Genomic DNA, 21,501 nt, shown 5'->3' with positions numbered 1-21,501 from the left:
CGGAGGCCTGGGAGCCCAACCGTCGCCGAGCGATCGGAGGTCAGACGGGCCGTGGCGCGGTTCCTCTGGACCGGGTTGCTTGTCACGGTGCTTATCGCCACACCCGTAGCCTTCTGGATCAGGGCCGAAGCCGAGAATCATGCCCTCGTTAATGCCCGGCTCATTACGCAACGTCTAGCCGACTACGCCATCAGCCCGCTGGTCACCACTCAATTATTGGCGGGGGATCCCGCGGCTATTGAGGACCTCGATGCGCGCCTTCAACCCTGGCTGGAACGCGGTGCCGTGCTAAGGATCAAGGTCTGGACTGCCGACGGCACAATTGTTTATTCGGATGTGCACTCTCTTATTGGACAACAGTTCATGCCTCTAGACCCTGAGATGCTCGATGGCACCGGGGGAAACGCCGCTCTTGAGGACCAGAATGAACTGGAGAACGAGTTTGAGTCCGGTTCCGGCGAACTGGTGGAGGTGTATGTCGAATCAGCTGCGGCAAACGGGGAGCCCCTGATCTTCGAGGCCTACTACGACGACGACGCCGTCCGCGATGAACAGAGCATGGTGCTCCTGGCTATCGCGCCAATATTTCTTCTTTCGTTCGCGGTCCTGCAGTTGGCGCAACTGGTGCCTGGCATCCAGTTGGCACGCCGCATCAAGGCGCAGGAAGTATCCCGGCGCAAACTGCTGCAGTATGCCATTGAAGCGTCAGACCTGGAGCGACGGCGCATCGCCCGCGACCTGCACGACGAGGTGATCCAGGATCTTGCTGGTCTTTCGTACGTCATGGAGGCTGAGGAGGACCACGGCGCCGTGGAGCAGCGTCCCCTCTTTGCCCGGGTCAGGTCTATCCTCCAGGAGAATGTCAGAACCCTGCGCGCCATGACCAGCGAGTTGTACCCCCCTGATGTGGACAAGCTGGGGCTTCCCGAAGCGCTGAGCCGCCTAGCGGCGTCAATGAAGGATCACGGTATCACTGTGGCTCTTCAGATCCCCGAAAGCTGCGACATTGACCGGGATCAGGCCGTCATGCTCTACCGGGTGGCCCGGGAGGTCTTGATGAATACAGTCAAGCACGCCCAGGCGAACACGGTTCATCTTTCACTGCTCAGGCAGGACGACTCCACTGTCATGACCATTCGAGACGACGGGCGCGGGTTCAACCCGGAGGCCAGCTCCGGTGAGGGCCACTTCGGGTTGCGCCTGATGCGTGACACGATCCGGGAGGCCGGTGGATCCCTTGAGGTCGTGTCGGGTGGAACTGGGGGAACCTCTGTGACGGCCACCCTCACCAGGGTTCCTTCTGCCGCTTAGTCGCCGTGAGCGCAGAGGGCTTCTCCAAGATCAAGGTGGCTTTCTCAGGTCAGTCGTCGGAGGGGTGCGTTGCTGGCAACTGGTTCCGAAGTACTGGCCGACCCTTCGGCAGTTAGCGCAGCTGGGGGACCCGGCTGCCGCGCGTCTCGACGATTTCCTTGCCGAGTGGTGTCAGGGATACCGGGATCATCTTGAGGTTCGCAATGCCGAGGGGAATACCGATGATGCTCACGAACATGGGGATTGCCGTCAGAACGTGCCCGATGGCCAGCCAGATTCCGGCGACGATTAGCCAGATGACGTTGCCGATGCTCGACAAGGTCGAAGCTCGTCCGCCCCGGTCCACTATCGTGCGGCCGAAAGGCCAGATGGCGTAAGCGGCAATCCTGAAGGACGCAATCCCGAACGGGATCGTCACGATCAGCAGGCAGCAGATCACTCCCGCCAGGACATACCCCAGGGCGAGCCAGATGCCGCCGAAAATCAGCCAGATAACATTCAGAATTGCGTTCATGGTTTCCATCTTCCTTGAGTGCACTGCGGCGGTCTATGGGGGACACCCCTGAGTGTGCCGATCATCAGCTTTCGTCCCCGGGGAAAGGCAAAAGTGCCCTCCCCGTGAACGGGAAGGGCACTTTCGTGGTCAGAGCCTAGTTGCTGCGACGGTCGTTCGACGCGGGCGCGGTGGCCCGGCGGGGTCCGCTGGACCGGCGTCCTGCACCGGCCGACGGCGTGTGGTTGCGCTGGTTGCCCGGCTCCTGCTTGGCGCCCGCGCTGCTGGAGCGGTGAGGCGCCTTACCCTGGGAGGCGACGTCGGCAGCGCGTGCACCGGCCGGACGTCGGGTGCGGTTGCCGCCACCCGTTCCCGAGCCGGTGGGACGGTCGTCGTCGCGGCGGCGTCCGCCGCCGTTGGAGCTACCGGCCGAGGCACCGGCCGTTGCGCCGAAGCGGGGGCCGCGTGGTTGATCCTGACGACGATCGGACCGGTTCCCCGTCGACTCGGCGGAAACCTTCCCGCGACCGCCACGGCCGCCACGTCCACCCGACGAGGGTGGCGCCGTGCCGCGGCGCTTCCGCTGTGCGTTGGCTCCGGTGGAGGTGCCACCGCCACGCTGTGCTTCACGTGAGGCAACCAGTGACGCGCGGGTGCGCGGGTCGATCTTCTCGGCGACATCACCGATCAGCTTGCCGACCAGCGGCGAGGTGGCCTTCACGTTCTCAAAGGCAACATCGACGCCCGCGGCGCGCATCAGTTTCTGCACCTCGGACTTCTGTTCCGGGAGGGTGATCGTCACGACGGTGCCGGATGAGCCAGCACGGGCGGTACGGCCCGAGCGGTGCAGGTAGGCCTTGTGCTCGGTGGGGGGATCCACGTGGACCACCAATTCGACGTCGTCCACGTGCACGCCGCGGGCGGCGACGTCGGTGGCGACGAGGACACGCACGTCGCCGGAGGAGAACTCTGCGAGGTTACGGTCGCGGGCGTTCTGCGACAGGTTGCCGTGCAGGTCAACGGCGGGGATGCCGGCGTCGGTGAGGGTCTTCGCCAGCTTCCGTGCGTGGTGCTTGGTGCGCATGAAGAGCAGGCGGCGTCCGCTGCCGGAGGCGAGCTGAACGATCAGCTGCTTCTTCTGGGTCTGGTCCCCGACCAGCAGGACATGGTGCTCCATGGTGGTCACTGACGCCTGGGGGTCATCCACCGAGTGGGTCAGCGGGTTGGTCAGGTAGCGCTGAACCAGCTTGTCGACGCCGTTGTCCAGCGTGGCGGAGAACAGCAGGCGCTGGCCTTCCTTGGGCGTGGTGTCCAGGAGCTTCTTCACGACGGGCAGGAAGCCGAGGTCGGCCATGTGGTCGGCCTCGTCCAGCACGGTGATCTCGACAGCGTCGAGGGTGATGAGCTTCTGGCGCATCAGGTCCTCGAGGCGGCCTGGGCAAGCGATGACGATGTCGACGCCGGCGCGCAGTGCCTTCTCCTGTCGGGCCTGGGAGACACCGCCGTAAATGACAGTGGTGTTCAGGCCGAGCACGGTGGCCAGCGGCTCGATGGTCGCGTTGATCTGGGTGGCCAGCTCGCGGGTTGGGGCCAGCACCAGCGCCAGGGGGCGTCCGGGCTTCCGCCGGTATGCGGCTTCCTGCTCAGCCAGCCGGGCCACCATGGGGAGCGCGAAGGCGAGGGTCTTGCCGGAGCCGGTGCGGCCGCGGCCGAGAACGTCACGGCCAGCCAGCGTGTCCGGCAGGGTCTTGACCTGGATGGGAAATGGTTCGGTGATTCCCTGGGCGGTAAGGGTTTGGACCAGGGCCTTGGGCACACCGAGTGCAGCAAAAGTAGTCATGTAGGTACACGAACTTTCTTCTCATCTTCCCCACGAATCGGTTGACGCGAGGGGTTCGCCGAAGAAAAGTCAGACAGTGTCAACCGCGCTCACAATGTTGGGAGCTCAAATGCGGGACAAAAGAATGCGTTCATCGACGCAAGCTGCGCTGGATTCCAGCAGGTGTGAGGTACTTCCACCCAGGCTGGCACGCAGACAAGTCCCTCAACTCTATCAGCGTTCGCGGCTACTGACTTGCGCCATGGCCCGTTTGGCCGTGAACTGGGGGTGAACGTGACTGACACCACATACCCGGAGGCCGCCATGACCCACCCAGATGACACACCGCTCAGTGACTCAGTGCTCGACCACTCAGTGCTCGACGACGCGCGAAGCCTCCACGGCGACCTGGTGCGTTTGCGGCACCGCCTGCACCAGGAACCTGAAGTCGGCTTGTCCCTCCCCCGCACCCAGGAAAAAGTGCTCCAGGCGCTCGACGGTCTGCCCTACGAAATTACGCTGGGAACGGACACCACTTCAGTCACCGCTGTGCTCCGCGGACAGGGCAGCCACGGGCCGGCTGCTACGTCAACGACCAGGCCCGTCGTGCTGCTGCGCGGAGACATGGATGCACTGCCGGTACAGGAACAGACCGGTGTCGAGTACACATCGCACATCGACGGCGCCATGCACGCGTGCGGCCACGACCTGCACACCGCCATGCTGGCCGGGGCGGCCACCCTGCTGGCGGACCGACGGGACCGACTGGCGGGCGACGTCGTCCTCATGTTCCAGCCCGGCGAGGAAGGCTTCGACGGTGCCGGGGTGATGATCCGGGAGGGTGTATTGGAGGCGGCGGGGCGGGCCCCCGACGCCGCGTACGGGCTGCACGTGATGTCGGCGCTGCAGCCAAACGGACAGCTGGCGACCCGTCCCGGCACATTGATGTCGGCCTCCGACGGGCTGCATGTCACAGTGCACGGGGCTGGCGGCCACGGCTCCGCTCCACACCTGGCGAAGGACCCCGTCACTGCGGCAGCGGAAATGGTGACCGCGCTGCAGGTGATGATCACCCGGCAGTTCAACATGTTCGATCCGGTGGTGGTGACGGTGGGTGTGCTGCGGGCTGGCACCAAGCGCAACGTCATCCCTGAGTCGGCGGTCTTCGAGGCGACGGTGAGGACCTTTTCGGAGGCGAACCGGGAGAAGATGCAGGCAGTGGTGCCGCGGCTGCTGGAGGGAATCGCCGCGGCGCACGGTCTGGAGGTCACGGTCAACTACTCGACCGAGTACCCATTGACGGTCACCGACCACGCTGAGACGGTGCGGGCCGAATCGGTCATCGCCGGCCTGTTCGGCTCCGGCCGATACTCGCGGATGGCGCAACCGCTGAGCGGGTCCGAGGACTTCTCACGGATTCTCGCGGCCGTCCCGGGCAGTTTCGTCTTCCTCTCAGCGGTAACCCCGGGCGCCGATCCGGCGACCAGTGCGTTCAACCACTCCCCGTACGCCACCTTCGACGACAACGTGCTGGCCGACGGCGCGGCGTTGTACGCACAGCTGGCCCTGTCCCGGATCGCCGAGCTGGCCGCCGTCGGGAGCTGACTGGGCGTCCCTGTCCCCCTGCCGGAGTGCACTGTCGGTGCACCTCGCCTAGGGTGGGAACAACGACTAGAGGAGTTTCCCCATGAAAAAAGTCCTGCTTGTACTGACCAGCGTTTCCGAACTCGGCGACACCGGCGAGAAGACCGGCTACAACGTGGCCGAGGCTGCCCACCCGTGGAAGGTTTTCAAGGATTCAGGTCACTTCGTCGACTTCGCCTCCATCAAGGGCGGCGTCCCACCCCAGGACGAAGTGGATACCTCCGACCCCATCCAGGTCGCCTTCACCGAGGATGAGACCACCAAAGCCGGCCTCTACAACACGGCGCGCGTCGACGTGGTGGACCCCTCCCAGTACGACGCCGTCTACCTGGTGGGCGGGCACGGCACCATGTGGGACTTCCCTGACAGCGAGGGCCTGCAGAAGCTGGTCGCCAGCGTGTACAACGCCGGTGGCGTGGTGGGCGCCGTGTGCCACGGACCCGCAGGTCTGTTAAACGTCGAGCTGGAGAACGGTCTCCGGCTGGTCGAGGGCAAGCGCGTTGCAGCGTTCACCAACGACGAGGAAGTCGCCGCCGACAAGGACAAGATTGTCCCGTTCTTCCTGGCTGACCGCCTGGAGGAGCAGGGTGCCACCCACGTCTCCGCGGGGGTCTTCGAAGAGAAGGTCATCGTCGACGAGCGTCTGGTCACCGGGCAGAACCCCGCGTCAGCAGCTGGGGTAGCCAAGGAGATGGAGAAACTCCTCGCCGAGGTCATCCACCAGGAGAAGGCCGAGGAGCAGGGCGAAGCCGAGGCGCTGCGCGCCCAGAAGGACGCCGAGAAGGCAGCAGCCGCCGCGGAAGCCGAGTCCGACCACTAGGCCCCCTTCTGACGGGCCAGGCGGCAGTCTCTGCGCTGCCCTGGAAGTCGGTCCCACGAACGCGCCCGTAGTGAGGGATGGAGATGGTCTGCGACAGCGGACCGTCCCACCCCCCTGCTGCGGGCGCGTTTCGTTCGCTTGGATACCCTTAGAACAATGAGTACTCACCCAGCAGCCCCGTCACCGACCCCCGGTCCGCACCTTTCCCAGCCCGTGTCCTTCGTGCGCCGGGGCTCCCGGCTTCAGGGCCGACGACGCCAGGCGTGGGCGGAACTCGACGGGTTTGTGGTCGAGGTCCCGCGAAACACGATGGCCGATACCTCCGTCGACCCTGGCTACCGGTTCGACGCCAGTGCCGAGTTCGGCCGTGAGGCACCGCTCGTCGTCGAGGTCGGGTCAGGCCTGGGCGAGGCCATCACGCACGCGGCCGAGCTGCAGCCCGACACCAATTTTCTGGCCCTCGAGGTCTACAAGCCGGGCCTCGCGCAGACCCTGCTGCGGATCGAGCAGAAACAGCTCACCAATGTCCGCGTCGCACAGGCGAACGCCGCCGAGGCCCTCGCCACCATGCTGCCAGCCGGCTCGGTCAGCGAACTCTGGGTGTTCTTCCCCGATCCCTGGCACAAGACCCGCCACCGGAAACGCCGCCTCGTGAAGGATGACTTCGCCGAGGTCGCGGCGCGGGTGCTCGCCGACGGTGGGCTCTGGCGTCTCGCCACCGACTGGTCCGACTACGCCGTGCAGATGCGCGACGTCCTGGCGGGTTCGGCACACTTCACCAACGTGCACGACGGCGAGCGCACCGGCGCCGACAGCCCCCTCACCCAGGTGTGGGAGAGCGGCGTGGAACTGGTGGTGGGCGGGGCACCCGTCCGTGAGGGCAAGGACCCGGTCAGTACCGGGAACACCGGCGTCAATGAGGGAATCGACACCCGCGGAGGCTGGGCCCCGCGCTTCGACGGCCGGATCCTCACCAGCTTCGAGAACAAGGCCCATGAGGCCGGCAGGATGATCTTCGACCTGACCTACCGCAAGATCTAGGCGGACAGGTTTGCCCACCATCTCCGAGCACCCGCGCCCGAACCGCGGCGTGCCGCCGCCGACACGCCGTACGGGCCCGGAGAAACTGGGGAAACCTGCACGCGGTGAGCGCCGGTGACCCCGCACGAGGCGTGGGAGGGCCACCCGAAAGGCAGCCGCGCCTATAACCGGATGCTCTGGGCCCTGTTCTTCGCCGGGGTCGCTACCTTCTCCCAGCTGTACTCGGTGCAGAGCGTCCTGACCAGTATCGCCAGTGACTTCTCCATCTCGGCCGCCCAGGCAGCACTGACCGTGTCCGCTGCGACCATCGGGCTGGCCCTGGCGGTCATCCCCTGGTCCTGGGTGGCCGACCGGGCGGGCCGGAAGCGGACCATGACCTGGGCGATCAGCGCCGCCGTCGCCTTCGGGCTGATGGTCCCGCTGGCCCCCACTTTCGAGCTCATGCTGGTGCTGCGCTTCCTGGAGGGCGCGGCCCTGGGTGGGATCCCGGCCATCGCGCTGGTCTATCTCAACGAGGAAGTGCAGCGACTCCATGCCGCCGTCGCCGCTGGCACCTACGTGGCAGGGACAACCATCGGCGGGCTGTCGGGCCGGCTGGTCGCCGGACCGGTGGCGGACCTCCTGGACTGGCGGGCAGGGGTTCTCACGGCCAGCCTGATGGCGGCCCTGGCTGCGGTGGCCTTTGTCTGGCTGGCGCCAGCACCTCGACGGTTCGTGCCGGTGGTCCGCGGCATTGGGCCGAAACTCGCCGAACGGATTGTCCACAATCTCCGGTCGCCGCGGCAGCTTGGCCTGTACGCCCAGGGGTTCCTGCTGATGGGCGGCTTTGTGGCGGTCTACAACTACCTGGGATTCCGCCTTGAGCTACCGCCCTTCGGTCTTCCCGTCGCCATCATCAGCCTCCTCTTCCTCGCCTACCTGGCCGGGACCGTCAGTTCGAGGGTGGCCGGCACGCTCGCGGTGCGGTTCGGGAGGCTCCAGGTGATGGTCGCGGGCATCCCGGTGATCGTCCTCGGCCTGATCATCACGCTCGCCGATTCTCTGCCTCTGATCATCGTGGGCCTGATCATCTTCACCGGCGGTTTTTTCACCGTCCACTCGGTGGCTGCCGGCTGGACTCCCCGGCTCACCGACGTCGGGCGTGCCCAGGCCTCAAGCCTCTACAACTTCTTCTACTACGCCGGATCCAGCCTGATCGGCTGGACCGGTGGCTTCTTCTTCGACGGCTTCGGGTGGAACGGGGTGGCCCTCTACGCTGCGTCGCTCGCCGTCCTGTCCGGGGCACTCGCCGTCGGCACCCTCCGCGGTGCCCCCAACCACTAGCACTCTCCCACTTCTGCAGGTCTCTTCTTCTGAAACCCTTGCGCACAAACTGGTTTGCATGACAAACTCGTTTGCGAAGCTGAAGGATGAGGAAAGCACATGACCCACGACGCGCTCGACGACGACCGGCCACTCGATCTCCACACCGCCCTCCGGCTGGTGAAAAGTGCCGAAGATACCGCCCGGCGGGAGCTACGCGGCAACGAGGCACTGCAGTATCTGGTGTGGGGCCTGGCCTGGCTGCTCGGCTTCGGCACTCTCCACGGCTCCCGGTTCGGTTGGCTGCCGATCGACCATGAACCGGCCCTTGCCGTCTTCGGCGTGGCTATCCTCCTCGCGATCGTGGTCACCATCGTCGTGGCCGGCCGCTACAGCCGGGGAATCCGCGGGCACAGCTCATTCACCGGCACCATGTATGGAGTGGCCTGGGCACTGGGCTTCCTGGTGATGGGCACCCTGAGCGGCGTGATCGTCGGTGTGGTGGACGACTTCTGGGTTCGCGGCATGCTGATGAACGGGATCGCCATCCTGATTGTCGGCCTCCTCTACATCACCGGAGGAACCACGTTCAACGACAAAACCCAGTCGGTCATGGGCGTCTGGTTCCTGGTCGTGGACATGGCCGCCCTTCTCAGCGGGTCCCAGCACTACCTCACAGTCTTTTTCATCTTCGGCTCCGGGGGGTTCCTGGTGGCTGCGGTGCTGGAGACCGTTCGTCGCCGCAAGCAGGCCCAGTCCAATGCCTGAACTCGACCCCATCATCCATGCCGAATCCCGGCTCCGCGCCATCACCACCCTTAACGAGGTGGGCGAAGGGGACCGTATTGCGTTCACCAAGCTCCGCAAGATCCTGGACATGACCGCCGGGAATCTCTCCACCCACCTTCGCAAGCTTGAAGACGCAGGCTATGTGGAGGTCACCAAGACCATCGAGGGCCGCACACCCGCCACCTATGTCGCCATCACCCTCAAGGGCAAAGCCGCCTTCGAGGACTACCGGAAGGCCCTGCGGGAACTCCTCGCCGGGCTCTCCTGACCACCAGACCGGAGCTGCCATGACCACCCCCACCCCGTCTGACCATCTGCCGGTCCTCGCCTCGGCGTCCCACGTCGTCAAACGCTTCGGCGGAGCTACAGCAGTGGACGGCGTCAGTCTCAACATCCACTCGGGTGAGGCGGTGGGTCTGCTCGGACCGAACGGTGCCGGTAAATCCACCCTGATCGGCCTGCTGTGCGGGCTCCGGCGCGCCGACGCAGGTGAAGTGCGCCTGTTCGGCCGCAACCCGCTGGACCCGTCAGCTCGGCTACGGCTCGGATCAACCCCGCAGGCCACCTCCGTGCCGCAGACGCTGAGGGTCAGCGAGACCGTCGACTTTGTGGCGGCCCACTACCCGGACCCGATCCCCACGGCTGAACTCCTGTCCGATTTCGGGCTGGACGGGATGGCCGCCAAACAGTGTGGCGGTCTGTCGGGTGGACAGCAGCGGCGCCTGCTGGTGGCACTCGCGCTGGTCGGCCGGCCCGAGCTGGTCATCCTCGACGAACCCACCACCGGCCTGGACGTGGAGGCCCGGGACACCCTGTGGCGCCTGCTCCGCACCTACCGGAACGCCGGCGGAACCCTGCTGATCACCAGCCACTATCTGGAGGAGATCCAGGCACTGGCTGGCCGGGTGGTCGTGATGGACAAGGGATCGGTGATCGCCGATGGCACCGTCGACGAGATCCGTTCCCACGTGACCCTGACGAAAGTTTCATTCCGGACCGAGTTGCCTGCGTCGTCGTTCGGGTCCCTGCCCCATACCGTTGGCGTTGAAACGCACGACGACGGCCGCGTCACCATTGTCACGGCCGACGGCGACGCGACGGTGAGAGCCCTGGTGCTGGAGGACCTCGCCGTCCGTTCGCTTGAAGTGCATGCGGCGAGCCTTGAGGAAGCGTTCAAGGCGTTGACCGGTGAGCATCCGGTACGCACGATCGGTCAGGAGCAGTCATGACAATCTCAGCAGGGCCCCATTCGGCGGCACCCTCCCAGGCAACCCTGATCCGCGCGCACACCAAGGCGCACATCCTCGAACAGCTGCGGATCCCGGTCGCGGTGATCTCGTCGACAATTTTCCCGGCGCTGGCACTGCTCTTCTTCGTCATCCCCCAGCAGGCAACAGTGCAGGATCCGGTGGCATCGTTGACGGCGGTGGCGCAGCTGGCACTTTTCGGAGTTATGAGCGCGTTTCTGTTCAACTACGGCATCGGCGTTGCCGAAGACCGCGCCAACCCGTGGAGCAGCTACCTCCGCACGCTTCCCGCGGGTCCGCTCCCGTCGACGATCGCCCGCGCGCTGACAGCGATGCTGTTCGCCTTCCTGGCCCTCATCCCGGTGCTGGTTCTCGGAGCAACCCTCACCACGGCCTCCGACGCATTCACCACCGGAATGTTGCCCTGGTGGACAGTCCCGCTGTCGGTGGTGGTGTGGCTGCTCTGCGGGTTGCCCTTCCTGGCGCTGGGCCTGTTCATCGGTTACCTGTGCACCTCGAAGGTGGCCATCGCTGTGACACAGGTGGTGTTCTTCCCGCTGGCATTCGCCGGTGGGATGCTCCTGCCGCCGTTCCTGTTCCCTGACTGGCTCAACACCCTCTCGCTGTTCCTGCCCTCACGGGCCGCGCGCGACATTTCTGTCCAGGTCTTCACGGGCGGCCCGGTCGAGGTGTTGTCGCTGCTGACGATCACCGCGTGGACAGTCCTCCTGGGGGCACTGGCGCTATGGGCAAACCGACGGGACCAGGGGCGAAGGTTCAGGTGACCTGGCTGCCGGGCCGGGAGGGTCAGACCAGACCTGCTGCCACCCGTCGCCTGGCCATCCAGGCGCTGAGCTCCCCGGCGGGGATGGGTTTGCTCAGGTAGTACCCCTGGATGAGGTCGCAGTTCAGGCCGGCCAGCGCGGTGTATGCCTCCTCGTCCTCGACACCCTCAGCAACGATCCGCAGCCCCAGGCTGTGCGCCAGGTCGATGATCGACGCCACCAGGTTGGTGGCTCGAGGGTCCTGGTTCATCGGAGCGATGAACGACCGGTCCAGCTTCAGTTCGTCGACCGGGAGATCGCGCAGGTAGGCGAGGGAGCTGTAGCCCGTCCCAAAGTCATCGATCGAAATCTCGATGCCCCTCGCGCGTATTTCACGCAGGATCCCGGCTGTCTGCGGGCCCTCCTGCAGAAGAATTTCCTCGGTGATTTCCAGCACGATCACTGAAGGTGGCAGGTTTCGCGCGCTCAGCAGCCGGGTGATCCGGTGTGGCATGTCCTGCCGGAGGCAGCTCGCTGACACGTTCACCGCAATCGCCAGCTCAAGTCCCTCCGACCGCCACCGGACCGCCTGGTCCAGCACCTGGTCCATGATCACGTCGGTAAGCTGCGGCATCAGCCCGGCCTCTTCGGCGAGCTGGAGGAAAGAACCGGGGTACAGCAGCCCACGGGTGGGGTGATTCCACCGCACCAGCGATTCCACATCGGCGATCTCCGGACCTCCGGGGCAGATTTTTGGCTGGTAATGCATCACGAACTGGCGCTCCGCGATTGCGGTCCTGAGTTCCTGGACGGTGCGGAAGCGGATTTCGCGGTGGTCGTTGTAGTCCAGCTGGTAGAGGTGATGCCCGCTGTGGTCGGCCTTCGCGCGGTACATGGCGACGTCGGCGCTCCGCAGTAATGACCCAAGTTCCGGTCCGTGTTCGGGGTAAAGAGCCACCCCCACGCTTGCACTGGTTTGCACTATCACACCCCCGATCGTGAACGGCTCCTCCAACGCCCTGGAGATGCGGGCCGCGGTTTCCACCGCGGCTTCCTCCGAGACATCGGCCAGGAAGATGGCAAATTCGTCGCCGCCGATCCGGGAGATCAGGTCGGACGAGCGGACCTGTTCGGTCAACCGCTCCCCCACCCGCTGCAGCAGGCCGTCGCCGACGTCGTGCCCCAACCCATCATTGACGTCCTTGAACCGGTCCAGGTCGAGCAGGAGGAGGGCGCTGTGTTGACCCGGCTGCAGCCGATCGGGAACGTCAGCGTAGAGGGCCCGGCGGTTGGTGAGGCCGGTGAGGTCGTCAGTTCTGGCCAACGTTCGCTGCAAACGGTGCCGGAAGCTCAGCGGGATCGCTGCGGCGGCGAGGGTCAACCCGGAGAGGACGACGGCGAGCACCGGTACTGGCTTCTGGCTTGCCAGCACCAGCACTCCCAACGCAGCGACCGTTGAAATGATCGGAGCTGCAAGTGCTGGGATGCCCGCGTTGCCGCGGCGCCGGTCAGAGAGGGGCCGGGCGATACCATCGACCCAGACAGCTACTGCGACGACTCCTGCGGTCCAGCCAGCGTCGTAGAGAGACCCCGCCGAGTAGGACTCCGGATCCAGTGCATATCCCACGTCGAACGCCGCGAACAGGCCCAATCCGATCAGGAGAATGGGCCAGCGGGGGCCCAGGTCCAATCCTTGAGAGGCCAGGATCCCGGCGATCAGCGCAATTGTGACAATATCCAGCACAGGGTAGGCAATGGCAATCGTGGATTCGCGGGTCACGGAACCGAGGCTGACTGCGTTGAGCGTGGGTGCCACGACCATTGAGATCACGGATGCCGCGGCAAGGGTACCAACGAGACTGTCAAGGAGCACCGGCCAGAGCCGGCCGCGCAGTTGCCGATGGATCACCACGCCGAGAGCGCCGATGACCAGCACCGAGAACAGCAGATAGCCCGCGTCCGCCACAGAGGCGATCGCCAACGCTGGCTCACCGTTTGAAAGGTAGGAATAGAGGACATCCCCAGTGGCATAGAGCGTGACCGCTGACGCGGCAAGGGTCACTTCCAACCGCCGAAAGCCTACTTCGCTCGCGGCGGCCCAACACAGGAGGACCGCTGATGCTTCGGTGGTCAGGCATAGGCTTGTCGCGACCCATTGGTCGAGGACACCCTCACCGACCAGCGCGAGGCTGACCATAAAAATCGCAAGTAGCGCACCGGTGAGTCTGAGAAGCCACACACGCGGGCTTACGGCCACATTGGTACCAAAACGATCGCAATGTAAACCACTGATCTGTTGCATTCTACCTACCTTGTGGCACCCCAGTGTTTGTTCACAAATCATAGGACTCATATTTCGCGGGCACGTGCGCCGCAGGGACCCGGCGCAGGTTACTGAGCCAAAACTGCCTCAAAGGCGCGCGATTCCTCAGATAGGGCGGCCGGAGGAAGGATTGTGACGGGGTGTGCCCTCAGGAACGGTTGGCGATCAGGACTGCCACCCCATCGAGAAACCGCTTCAAGACGAACTGTAATTCAGCCCCCTCTGCTTCCATCACGGTGAGGGCGGGGTCGCTAAACACGCCGAGCACCTCGCGGTATTCTTCCGGATCGAGCAGGCGAAACAATAACGATCCATATTCTTCGAGCGCCTCGGGGGAATCGCTGGCGGAAACATCAATTTCGAGTTTCGTGACAGATCGCACCAGGTTTCCGAGCATGAGGGCGCTGCTCAGTTTTTCTGACGAGTTAAGCGGCGTGGTGGCGAGCACCCGCAGCAGCATTTCCAGCCACAGCAGCTCGTTGGGAGTGGCGGGCGGCGCGGTGAGGCGATACTCCAACACCCACGGATGCGCGCGATACTGGGCCTCAACTGCCCGGGCCCACTCCCCGACCGCCGACCGCCAGTCGCCGACCCCGCCTGAATTACCCGATTCGCCCGAGTCACCAGGACCGTCGACGGGTGGAACATCGACCGCATGATCAGCACTTTGCGGTTTCGACTGGTGCGAGTCCGGACGCCCGTAGGCCCCGTCCCGCATGAGCGGCGTCGGTGATTCTGATTGCCGCATCGATGATGCGGGCCGGACTCAACTCGGCCTTCATGCCACGGGACGCGGGGCGCCCGAGCGCCCAGGCGATGGCAATTCCCGGCGGAAGCGGTGAGCTCTCCGTTTGCTCAACGGTCATTACGCCCTTTCCGTCCAGTGGCCATATTAGGCGCACGCTTCACCCGCCCAGAGTGTTCACTATCTCAACAATCCAGATAGACCTCAGGAGGTCCGCGGCGCTGGCCTATGGATCACTGCGGCACCCTAGCTGAATGCCGATGCCGGGAGGTCCTTCTCGCCGTCGGCAATCGCCCGGACAACCCGCTCAGCGACGGCGTCCGGGTCTTTCCCGGCGGGAAGCCGCGGCGCTGCACCAGCAATGGCTCGGTTCACCAGCCCGGTCTCGGTGTGCGGCGGCCGCACATCGAGCACCCGGATTCCCTGCCGGCGGACTTCCAGCGACAGTGCTTTCCCGAAGGCGCTGAGCGCTGCCTTGCTCGCCGAGTAGGCGGCCATCCCGGCGGTTGGGCTTTCGGCGACGACGGCGCTGATCTGGACCACCACTGAATCGCGCTGCAGCTGGGCTGACACCGCACGGATGAGCCGGATGTAGCCCAGGACGTTGACGAGGAGCAGCTCATCCAGGGTTTCGTCGTCGAGCCCGGCTACCGGCCCGAACGCGACTACTCCCGCCGCGTACACCAGCCCGTCAAGATCACCGCAGACCCCGGCGATCTCTGCCGGAGCGTTGGGGTGAGTGAGGTCGGCGACGACGGTTCCAGCCACCGCATCTCCCAGCTCGGCGGCCAGGCTTTCAAGTTTTCCGGCGTTCCGGCCGGAGAGCGTCACCCGCGCACCGGCACCTGCCAGCTGCCTGGCGACGGCGGCGCCCAGAACGCCCGTCGCTCCGATCACCAGGAAGTGGCTGCCACTGATAGTTGTCATGTGGCCGAGTCTACCCACCCCTGGGTATCCGCCAGGGGGCTAGTCGCGAAGGTGCCGGTTCTTCAGGCGTTCCAGTTCCCGGTCCGCCGCCGAGCTGGCTTCCAGCTCCTCGAAGGCCTCCTCGACCCGTCGGGAGTTGGGATCGGTCCAGGACAGTTCGTCGTGGGCCGCAGCCTGGGCCTGAACCCGCCGGGCCTCCAGCTCTGCCTGCCGTGCCGCAGCCTCGGCCCCCGCAGCGGCCTGCCCTGATCCGGTGAGCGCGTCCTGCATGCCGAGTTCGGCCTGCGCAGCACCATGCCTGGCCTTGAGGGTCTGGTACCGGATGCCGTTGTCCTCAACCCGCGTTTCCAGCCGCTGCAGGTTGGAGTCGAGCTGGCGTACCTGTGAATCGAGTTCGTCCCGTTGACGGCTCAGCGTCTCGAGCCGTTTCGTGACGGCGAGGCCGCGGCGCAGGGCGGCCCGGGCGGCGTCGTCGTCGCCGGCGTTCACCGCATCCGCGGCCTGGCGTTCCAGATGGTCCAGCTCGGCCCGGGCTTCGCCGGCGAGCAAATCCAGGCGGTGCCGGTTGGCCGCCAGGTCAGCGACGCTGCGGCGGGCCTTGTCCACCAGGTCCAGCTGCTGCCGGTGGGCCTGCTCGACGGTCTGGATCGGGTCGGTGGGCTTCTGCTTCGCATCCTTCGCGGCGGTGCGGTTCGCTCGGACGATACGGGAGATGCGGTGGCCTAGTGACATGGTGATTCCCTCAGCCTCTACTGGATCTGGTCGCGGGTGCCGTAGGCCTTGCTCCACGCCTGAAGCACATTGATCTCGCGCGTCAGGTGGGTGCTGGCCCGTTGAATTTCGGCACCGCCAGCCGGTTGGCCAGCCTGCATGAGTGAGCGCCGAAGGTCTGCCGACAGGGTGCCGTAGGACTGGACCTGCTCACCGATTCGGCCCGCCAGATCGCGTTTGAGCTGGCGGTCGGGTTCGCGTTCGGCGAGGCGGAGCTGGTCTTCCAGAGCACGTTCGGCCCGGAACAGGTCCTCAGCAACCATCGGAAGTTCCCCGATGGGACCGCCGCTGCCCGCCGCGGCGTCGAGGGCCCGGCGGGTTGCCTGGCCGGAGCGTCGCAGGTCGAGGCGCAGTCGGGCGATCCGTCGGACGCCGTCGTCGACGGCGTAGGACCGGGCAGTGAGCACGCCGTTGGAGAAGCTGCGCTGCACTACTCCGGAGCGGCGGAGCCGGCGGACAATCAGCCACGTGGCCAACGCAAATCCCAGGCCGATAACCAGCAGTGTCACCCCGCCAAAGATGAGGAGCTGCATGATGAAGTCACCGGAGTCACCGGCGTCGGTGAGCTGTTGAGGCATACTCCCAGTCTGCACCGTAACCGCAGCGGTTTCCAGCAGAGGGGGCCCCGGGCGCAGAGTTGTCATCAACTCGTCACGGTCGCCACACGACCATGGCCTGGCTGCGTGGGCGGGGTCGCTGCCCACGCGAGAGGGTGACGACGTCGCCGGCGAGGCCCGCGGCGAAGACCCGGCTTCCGTCGGACTGGCGACGGCGGGAGGCCAGTTCATCGGTCAATTCCTGCACCCGGTACTGGAGCGCGGCCACCTGGTTCTCAAGCTGCAGGATGCGGCGGATTCCTTCAAGGGAAACGCCCTCCTGGGAAAGCCGCTGCACCTCACGGAGCGTGGTGACATCCCGCTGCGAATAGCGCCGGGCACGGCCCGGAGCCCGACTGGGAGTCACCAGCCCCAGCCGGTCGTACTGCCGCAGCGTCTGCGGATGCATGTCCGCCAGTTCGGCGGCGACGGAGATCACATAGATGGGCAGGGTTGCGTCAATTGCCATCGTGACCTCCTTTCAGGCAGTTTGGGCTTTAGAGTTTTGCCTTCGCGGCAAGACCCGCCCGCGGGTTGGCGTCGGCCGTAGCGGCGGCAAACGCTTCGACGGCCGCCTCGGCCTCTTTGTTCAGCTTCTGGGGGACGACGACGTCGATGGTCACCAGCAGGTCGCCCGTCGCCTTGGCGGTGGAAACCCCTCGTCCCTTGACGCGCAGCGTGCGGCCGGATGGTGTCCCGGCGGGAACCTTCACCTTGACCGTGTCACCGGTAAGCGTGGGAACGTCGATCTGTGCGCCGAGGGCGGCCTCGGGGAAGGACACCGGAACGTGCACCCGGATGTTGTCGCCGTCGCGCTGGAAGAACGGGTGTGGTTTGACGCTGACGCTGACCATCAGGTCACCGTTGCCTGCTGCGCCGGCTTGCCCTTTACCGCGGACACGGACCTTCTGTCCGTCCTTGATGCCGGCTGGCACGCGGACGTCGATCACTTCACCGGATGGCTCGCGCAGTCCGATGGTGGTGCCGTTGATGGAGCCGGCGAACGAAATACTGGTGGTCGCGGTCCGGTCGGCACCCTTGCGTGGGGTGGGCTGGTAACCACCAAACCCGCCTCCGCTGCCCTGACCGAAGCCGCCTCCCCCACCTTGACCGAAAAGGTCGGCGAACTCGGGTGGCAGATTGCCATAGTTGGGGGCGCCGCCGCCGCGCTGGCGTCCGGCACTGGGGCGGCCAGCACCCTGTCCGAAGAGGTTGCCGAAAATGTCCTCGAAACCTGCGCCGCCAGCGCCACCGCCGGGACCGCCGGCGGTGAACCGTGCGCCGCCACCCATAGCGCGGATAGCGTCATACTGCTGACGATCCTCGGGGTCCGACAATACCGAGTAGGCCTCGGAGATGTCCTTGAACATCTTGTCGGATCCACCGGTTGCCTGGTTCTGGTCCGGGTGGTGCTTGCGCGCCAGCTTCCGGTACGACTTCTTGATGTCGGCCGCGGAAGCATCTTTGGGGACACCCAGAATTTTGTAGAAATCCTTGTCGACCCAATCCTGACTAGCCAATTGGCGTCCCCTTTCGTATATGAATTCAAAGCATAGGTGAGTAGTGATGGAGCCGGAGCAGTGTCCGATCCGGCGGCTTTAATGTTTCCAGCGAGCTCTGCGAGCCAGGAAACTTCGTTGCCGCCGGTCGGGCACTGCTCCGGCTTGCCGAGCGCTACTCGGGTACTGCGACGATCACTTGGGCTGCCCGCAGGACGCGGTCGCCCTTCTTGTAGCCTGCCCGAAGGATCTGGCTGACGCTGTCGAACTGCACGTCTGCACTGGGCTGCTGGATCAGAGCCTCGTGGACGTTCGGGTCGAACTCCACACCGGTCTCGTCGATCCGGGTCAGACCGTAGGTCTTCAGCGCGTTCTCCAGTTTGGTGGAGATCGCGGCGAAGGGTCCGTCGGCCAGGTCGCCGTGCTGGCGGGCAGCGTCAATGTCGTCCAGGACGGGCATCAGGGAGTTCAACACTCCGATGACTGCCATGTCCCGGGCCACGTCCCGGTCACGTTCAACACGCTTCCGGTAGTTGACGTACTCGGCCGAGAGGCGTTGCAGGTCGGTGCGCAGCTCGTTCTCCAGACTGGAGCCCGATTCGGCGGCGGGTTCAGTGAACCCTTCGCCGTCAATCCCGTTGAGGATTGCTTCGGCCTGGGCCAGGGCGTCGCTGCCGTCAGCAGCCTTCCCTTCGGCGTCGGCGTCGGTTTCCTCGACCGGATCCTGAACGGAGTCCGGGGCCACAGGCTGGTCGCTGGGACCAGCCTGTGAGCCGTCGTCGTCCTGCTGCCCACGGACCTTACCTGTCTCGGGATCGATCTTCCGCTTGTCGCGGAAGCTGACCGGTTCGGACTGGTGCTCTTCTTCGTTTCCGTGGTGCGGCATGATTACTTCTTTTCGTTGGTGTCGTCTTCGTCGACTACCTCGGCGTCAACGATGTCCTCGTCGCTCGAGGATGAGTCGGCGTCAGGCGTCGTCCCATCCTGAGGGGCGTCGGCTCCTGGTGCGGCGGCGTCCTGCTGTGCTGCTGCGTAGATTGCCTCGCCGAGCTTGGTCTGGGAAGCCTGAAGCTTCTCAAACGCTGCCTTGACGGCGTCAACCGATCCGGCTTCCTCGGGGTTGGCTTCCAGCGCCTTCTTGAGGTCGTCGACGTCGGCCTGGACCTCGGTCTTGACGTCCTCAGGCAGCTTGTCCGCATTGTCGGCGATCAGCTTGTCGACCGAGTAGGCCAACTGCTCGGCGCCGTTGCGGGTGTCGGCTGCCTCACGGCGTTCCTTGTCCTCGGCTGCGTGCTCTTCGGCTTCGCGGACCATGCGGTCGATGTCTTCCTTCGACAGCGCGGTGCCGCCGGTGATGGTCATCGACTGCTCGGCGCCTGTGCCCTTGTCCTTGGCGGACACGTGGACGATGCCGTTGGCGTCGAGGTCGAAGGTGACCTCGACCTGCGGCACGCCACGGGGAGCTGGCGCGATGCCGGTCAGTTCGAAGGTACCCAGAGGCTTGTTGTCCCGGGTGAACTCACGCTCGCCCTGGAAGACCTGGATGGCAACCGATGGCTGGTTGTCGTCAGCGGTGGTGAAGGTCTCGCTGCGCTTGGTGGGGATAGCCGTGTTGCGCTCGATCAGCTTGGTCATCATGCCGCCCTTGGTCTCGATCCCGAGGGACAGAGGGGTGACGTCGATGAGCAGCACATCCTTGCGCTCGCCCTTCAGCACGCCAGCCTGGAGAGCGGCGCCGACGGCGACTACCTCATCAGGGTTGACGCCCTTGTTGGGCTCCTTGCCACCGGCCAGTTCCTTGACCAGGTCGACGACTGCGGGCATGCGGGTTGAGCCACCCACGAGCACGATGTGGTCGATGTCAGCTACCTTGATGCCGGCTTCAGCGATGACGTCGTTGAAAGGCTTCTTGGTGCGGTCCAGCAGGTCCTTAGTGAGGTCCTGGAACTTGGCGCGGGACAGGTGCTCGTCCAGGTGCACAGGTCCGTCGGGGGTGACCGAGAGGTACTGCAGGGAGATGTTGGTGGAGCTGGCCGAGGAGAGTTCCTTCTTGGCCTGCTCGGCTGCTTCCTTCAGACGCTGCAGAGCGATCTTGTCCTTGGACAGGTCGACGCCCTTGGCCTTGGCCTGCGACAGCAGGTAGTCAACGACGCGCTGATCCCAGTCATCGCCGCCGAGGCGGTTGTCACCGGCGGTGGAGCGTACCTGAATGGTGGAGAAGTCGTCTTCATCCTTGCCGACCTCAAGCAGGGACACGTCAAAGGTGCCGCCGCCCAGGTCGAAGACCAGGATGAGCTCGTCTTCCTTGCCCTTGTCCAGGCCGTAAGCGAGTGCTGCAGCAGTTGGCTCGTTGACGATACGCAGGACGTTCAACCCGGCGATCTCACCGGCTTCCTTGGTTGCCTGGCGCTCGGCGTCGTTGAAATAGGCAGGAACGGTAACGACGGCGTCGGTTACCTTTTCACCCAGGTAGCTCTCGGCGTCGGTCTTCAGCTTCTGAAGGATACGAGCGGAGATTTCCTGTGGGGTGTAGTTCTTGTCGTCTACCTTGACGCTCCAGTCAGTGCCCATGTGGCGCTTGACGGAGGCAATGGTGCGATCAATGTTGTTGACGGCCTGGCGCTTGGCGATCTCGCCAACCAGCACTTCGCCGCCCTTGGAGAATGCAACGATCGAGGGCGTAGTCCGTGCGCCTTCAGCGTTGGCGATAACGGTGGGCTCGCCACCTTCGAGTACGGAAACCACTGAGTTGGTGGTTCCGAGGTCAATACCTACTGCACGTGACATGCGTATTTCCTTTCAACAGCCCGTAAATAAGGGGAATCACTCGATCCGGTGCCTGGCGGATTTTCGCCAGAAAGCTGGATCTTGAGCGTTCTTCACTCAACTGTACTCTCGGTGGATGGAGAGTCAAATTGAAGTTGAGTCGGGTGGACTCAACTTTTGCCGGATAGTGGTTTTAGCCCGCTTATTCAGTGGGATTCCGGAGGTTCAGCCGTGAGAGAACGACATGCCTCGACCCTCGGCAGGTGAATCCTGAAGGTGCCGTGCGTTATGTTTTCGTTTGCCTGCGGGTTGTGAAGGTGCGGTGCGGTGTGTTCGTGTGCCCCCGGACCAATCCGCTGAGGCGTGAGATCTGGTGGGTTCCGCCTTCTTTGAGCCACCAGATCTCACCTCTGGGGGACTTCCAATCTCTTGGCAAGAGTTTTGTCGAGGGCTAGCGGCTCCGTCGGGGCTCGTGTTGAGGCTCCGCCACGACCTCGGACGCAAACCACCGGCCGCTGAATGCCGGCAATCTGAGCGCAATCTTGGCCCCGAAAAATTAGTGGAAAAAGTTTTCTGAGCACCCCTAATTTGCCCCTTATTTTGATGCTCCTATAGGTGTCAATGGTCGTTGAGCCAGTTTGTGT

At 64.8% G+C, this 21,501-nt stretch carries 21 protein-coding genes; 9 read left to right on the top strand and 12 right to left on the bottom strand.

Translation table 11 applies throughout. The features are described from left to right. The first annotated feature begins 51 nt into the window (after positions 1–51). Positions 52–1,311, top strand: a complete 1,260-nt coding sequence (locus HMI57_RS09420; RefSeq protein ID WP_171585707.1) for an ATP-binding protein — start codon at positions 52–54, stop codon at positions 1,309–1,311. Between the two features lie 112 nt (positions 1,312–1,423). Here the strand turns inward: HMI57_RS09420 and HMI57_RS09415 are convergent, their stop codons facing one another. Further along, a complete protein-coding gene (locus HMI57_RS09415; RefSeq protein ID WP_171585706.1) occupies positions 1,424–1,825 on the bottom strand; it encodes a YccF domain-containing protein in 402 nt (133 codons plus the stop codon). 136 nt (positions 1,826–1,961) lie between these two features. Continuing rightward, a complete protein-coding gene (locus HMI57_RS09410) occupies positions 1,962–3,644 on the bottom strand; it encodes a DEAD/DEAH box helicase (protein ID WP_171585705.1) in 1,683 nt (560 codons plus the stop codon). 303 nt (positions 3,645–3,947) lie between these two features. On the opposite strand from HMI57_RS09410, the gene HMI57_RS09405 reads away from it, so the two are divergent. From HMI57_RS09405 to HMI57_RS09370, 8 genes are all read left to right on the top strand, one after another. Then, positions 3,948–5,228: a M20 family metallopeptidase gene (locus tag HMI57_RS09405; protein WP_171585915.1), complete on the top strand. Its 1,281-nt coding sequence runs from the start codon at positions 3,948–3,950 to the stop codon at positions 5,226–5,228. A gap of 82 nt (positions 5,229–5,310) precedes the next feature. Then, positions 5,311–6,087 (top strand): type 1 glutamine amidotransferase domain-containing protein, encoded by a 777-nt coding sequence (locus HMI57_RS09400; protein ID WP_171585704.1) that lies wholly within the window; start codon positions 5,311–5,313, stop codon positions 6,085–6,087. Positions 6,088–6,243: 156 nt separating this feature from the next. Next, the gene (trmB, locus tag HMI57_RS09395; protein ID WP_171585703.1) at positions 6,244–7,128 is read left to right on the top strand and encodes a tRNA (guanosine(46)-N7)-methyltransferase TrmB; all 885 of its coding nucleotides are present in this window, start codon (positions 6,244–6,246) and stop codon (positions 7,126–7,128) included. 171 nt (positions 7,129–7,299) lie between these two features. Next, positions 7,300–8,451 (top strand): MFS transporter, encoded by a 1,152-nt coding sequence (locus tag HMI57_RS09390; RefSeq protein ID WP_216607313.1) that lies wholly within the window; start codon positions 7,300–7,302, stop codon positions 8,449–8,451. A 99-nt stretch (positions 8,452–8,550) separates the two neighbouring features. Continuing rightward, positions 8,551–9,198 carry a hypothetical protein gene (locus HMI57_RS09385; protein WP_171585701.1) on the top strand — a complete coding sequence of 216 codons (648 nt, stop codon included), beginning with the start codon at positions 8,551–8,553 and terminating at the stop codon, positions 9,196–9,198. Further along, positions 9,191–9,487, top strand: coding sequence for a transcriptional regulator (locus tag HMI57_RS09380; protein WP_171585700.1), 297 nt, complete (start codon positions 9,191–9,193; stop codon positions 9,485–9,487). Before HMI57_RS09385 ends, HMI57_RS09380 begins: the two co-directional genes overlap by 8 nt. Positions 9,488–9,506: 19 nt before the next feature. Then, on the top strand, positions 9,507–10,448 hold the full coding sequence (locus tag HMI57_RS09375) for an ABC transporter ATP-binding protein (protein WP_171585699.1): 942 nt from the start codon (positions 9,507–9,509) through the stop codon (positions 10,446–10,448). Further along, entirely contained in the window at positions 10,445–11,251 is an 807-nt protein-coding gene (locus HMI57_RS09370) for an ABC transporter permease (protein ID WP_171585698.1), read from the top strand. The genes HMI57_RS09375 and HMI57_RS09370 overlap by 4 nt, the downstream gene beginning before the upstream one ends. Before the next feature lie 22 nt (positions 11,252–11,273). Here the strand turns inward: HMI57_RS09370 and HMI57_RS09365 are convergent, their stop codons facing one another. From HMI57_RS09365 to dnaK, 10 genes are all read right to left on the bottom strand, one after another. Next, a complete protein-coding gene (locus tag HMI57_RS09365) occupies positions 11,274–13,427 on the bottom strand; it encodes an EAL domain-containing protein (protein ID WP_171585697.1) in 2,154 nt (717 codons plus the stop codon). Positions 13,428–13,701: 274 nt separating this feature from the next. Beyond that, a complete protein-coding gene (locus tag HMI57_RS09360; RefSeq protein ID WP_171585696.1) occupies positions 13,702–14,271 on the bottom strand; it encodes a TetR/AcrR family transcriptional regulator C-terminal domain-containing protein in 570 nt (189 codons plus the stop codon). Then, complete coding sequence (locus tag HMI57_RS09355; protein ID WP_171585688.1) at positions 14,213–14,419, bottom strand: hypothetical protein; 207 nt, start codon at positions 14,417–14,419, stop codon at positions 14,213–14,215. The genes HMI57_RS09360 and HMI57_RS09355 overlap by 59 nt, the downstream gene beginning before the upstream one ends. Positions 14,420–14,544: 125 nt before the next feature. Further along, positions 14,545–15,225 (bottom strand): SDR family NAD(P)-dependent oxidoreductase, encoded by a 681-nt coding sequence (locus tag HMI57_RS09350; protein ID WP_171585695.1) that lies wholly within the window; start codon positions 15,223–15,225, stop codon positions 14,545–14,547. A gap of 39 nt (positions 15,226–15,264) precedes the next feature. After that, on the bottom strand, positions 15,265–15,957 hold the full coding sequence (locus HMI57_RS09345) for a PspA/IM30 family protein (protein WP_171585694.1): 693 nt from the start codon (positions 15,955–15,957) through the stop codon (positions 15,265–15,267). A gap of 17 nt (positions 15,958–15,974) precedes the next feature. Then, on the bottom strand, positions 15,975–16,574 hold the full coding sequence (locus HMI57_RS09340) for a hypothetical protein (RefSeq protein ID WP_171585693.1): 600 nt from the start codon (positions 16,572–16,574) through the stop codon (positions 15,975–15,977). Positions 16,575–16,647: 73 nt separating this feature from the next. Further along, positions 16,648–17,061: a helix-turn-helix transcriptional regulator gene (locus HMI57_RS09335; RefSeq protein WP_171585692.1), complete on the bottom strand. Its 414-nt coding sequence runs from the start codon at positions 17,059–17,061 to the stop codon at positions 16,648–16,650. A 28-nt stretch (positions 17,062–17,089) separates the two neighbouring features. Beyond that, the gene (locus HMI57_RS09330; RefSeq protein WP_171585691.1) at positions 17,090–18,112 is read right to left on the bottom strand and encodes a DnaJ C-terminal domain-containing protein; all 1,023 of its coding nucleotides are present in this window, start codon (positions 18,110–18,112) and stop codon (positions 17,090–17,092) included. 154 nt (positions 18,113–18,266) lie between these two features. Next, a complete protein-coding gene (gene grpE / locus HMI57_RS09325) occupies positions 18,267–18,977 on the bottom strand; it encodes a nucleotide exchange factor GrpE (protein ID WP_171585690.1) in 711 nt (236 codons plus the stop codon). Positions 18,978–18,979: 2 nt separating this feature from the next. Beyond that, on the bottom strand, positions 18,980–20,878 hold the full coding sequence (gene dnaK / locus HMI57_RS09320) for a molecular chaperone DnaK (protein ID WP_171585689.1): 1,899 nt from the start codon (positions 20,876–20,878) through the stop codon (positions 18,980–18,982). Positions 20,879–21,501 lie beyond the last annotated feature (623 nt).

Origin of the sequence: Arthrobacter sp. 260, from assembly GCF_013116745.1 — a bacterium.
In the GTDB taxonomy this organism is placed as follows: Bacteria; Actinomycetota; Actinomycetes; order Actinomycetales; family Micrococcaceae; genus Arthrobacter_D.
Note: the sequence above shows the minus strand (reverse complement) of the source record. Positions and strands in the feature narration are given on the sequence as shown.

Coding starts and splice junctions, on each gene's coding strand:
- HMI57_RS09375 (WP_171585699.1), top strand. CDS start 9,507: ATGACCACCCCCACCCCGTCTGACCATCTGCCGGTCCTCGCCTCGGCG.
- HMI57_RS09340 (WP_171585693.1), bottom strand. CDS start 16,574: ATGCCTCAACAGCTCACCGACGCCGGTGACTCCGGTGACTTCATCATG.
- HMI57_RS09360 (WP_171585696.1), bottom strand. CDS start 14,271: ATGCGGGACGGGGCCTACGGGCGTCCGGACTCGCACCAGTCGAAACCG.
- HMI57_RS09390 (WP_216607313.1), top strand. CDS start 7,300: ATGCTCTGGGCCCTGTTCTTCGCCGGGGTCGCTACCTTCTCCCAGCTG.
- HMI57_RS09405 (WP_171585915.1), top strand. CDS start 3,948: ATGACCCACCCAGATGACACACCGCTCAGTGACTCAGTGCTCGACCAC.
- HMI57_RS09410 (WP_171585705.1), bottom strand. CDS start 3,644: ATGACTACTTTTGCTGCACTCGGTGTGCCCAAGGCCCTGGTCCAAACC.
- HMI57_RS09335 (WP_171585692.1), bottom strand. CDS start 17,061: ATGGCAATTGACGCAACCCTGCCCATCTATGTGATCTCCGTCGCCGCC.
- HMI57_RS09385 (WP_171585701.1), top strand. CDS start 8,551: ATGACCCACGACGCGCTCGACGACGACCGGCCACTCGATCTCCACACC.
- dnaK (WP_171585689.1), bottom strand. CDS start 20,878: ATGTCACGTGCAGTAGGTATTGACCTCGGAACCACCAACTCAGTGGTT.
- HMI57_RS09400 (WP_171585704.1), top strand. CDS start 5,311: ATGAAAAAAGTCCTGCTTGTACTGACCAGCGTTTCCGAACTCGGCGAC.
- HMI57_RS09380 (WP_171585700.1), top strand. CDS start 9,191: ATGCCTGAACTCGACCCCATCATCCATGCCGAATCCCGGCTCCGCGCC.
- HMI57_RS09415 (WP_171585706.1), bottom strand. CDS start 1,825: ATGAACGCAATTCTGAATGTTATCTGGCTGATTTTCGGCGGCATCTGG.
- grpE (WP_171585690.1), bottom strand. CDS start 18,977: ATGCCGCACCACGGAAACGAAGAAGAGCACCAGTCCGAACCGGTCAGC.
- HMI57_RS09365 (WP_171585697.1), bottom strand. CDS start 13,427: ATGGTCAGCCTCGCGCTGGTCGGTGAGGGTGTCCTCGACCAATGGGTC.
- trmB (WP_171585703.1), top strand. CDS start 6,244: ATGAGTACTCACCCAGCAGCCCCGTCACCGACCCCCGGTCCGCACCTT.
- HMI57_RS09350 (WP_171585695.1), bottom strand. CDS start 15,225: ATGACAACTATCAGTGGCAGCCACTTCCTGGTGATCGGAGCGACGGGC.
- HMI57_RS09370 (WP_171585698.1), top strand. CDS start 10,445: ATGACAATCTCAGCAGGGCCCCATTCGGCGGCACCCTCCCAGGCAACC.
- HMI57_RS09355 (WP_171585688.1), bottom strand. CDS start 14,419: ATGACCGTTGAGCAAACGGAGAGCTCACCGCTTCCGCCGGGAATTGCC.
- HMI57_RS09345 (WP_171585694.1), bottom strand. CDS start 15,957: ATGTCACTAGGCCACCGCATCTCCCGTATCGTCCGAGCGAACCGCACC.